General features: G+C 21.3%; 1 protein-coding gene. It reads left to right on the top strand.

The window, feature by feature from the left end; genetic code table 11:
• Window positions 1-282: 282 nt before the first annotated feature.
• Window positions 283-598: hypothetical protein (locus GQX97_RS14050; protein WP_157152349.1), on the top strand; the 316-nt coding region annotated here is incomplete at its 3' end.

Here is a 598-nt window from a genome sequence, read left to right as displayed (position 1 = left end):
TTAGCAGCTTGTCTTGATCTCTTTTTTGATTTCGATTTTCTATGCTTAGGTACAGCCATTTAATTTCTCCTTAAAAGTTATATATAATTGTCAAACTTACAATACTATATATATTTTACTATTATGTCTTATTTTTGTCAAGTTTTTATTATTGCTGCTTATATACTTATGTGTTAATTTTTAATTTAAGTATAGTATTAGTGGTTTTAGGATATTGTTTATATTTCTAAAAAATATAAAATATGTTAATATTATTATAATATTTTTTATGGATTATGGTTTATGAAAAAGTTTATTTTACTAATTGGTATATTTTTTATTACAGGCTGTAATTTATATGTTAGCGATAAGGTAAGTATACTTATGTTTAATGAAGATGCTAATGGAAATGAGATTACTAATGATACTGTAAATTTYATACTTGTAAAAAGAGATGATACAAATAGTTTTAATAATATTACATATATTAGCGGAGTTATAGAAAATAGAATAGGCGAGCAGAATATAACAAATATAACTGAAGCACAATATATAGAAGATATCAATAATACTAATTCTGTAAAAAATCTAAATTTAGATGATTATAATATGACTATAA

The sequence above is a fragment of the Brachyspira sp. SAP_772 genome (genome assembly GCF_009755885.1).
GTDB lineage: Bacteria > Spirochaetota > Brachyspiria > Brachyspirales > Brachyspiraceae > Brachyspira.
This window is presented reverse-complemented; position numbering and strand designations above follow the sequence as displayed.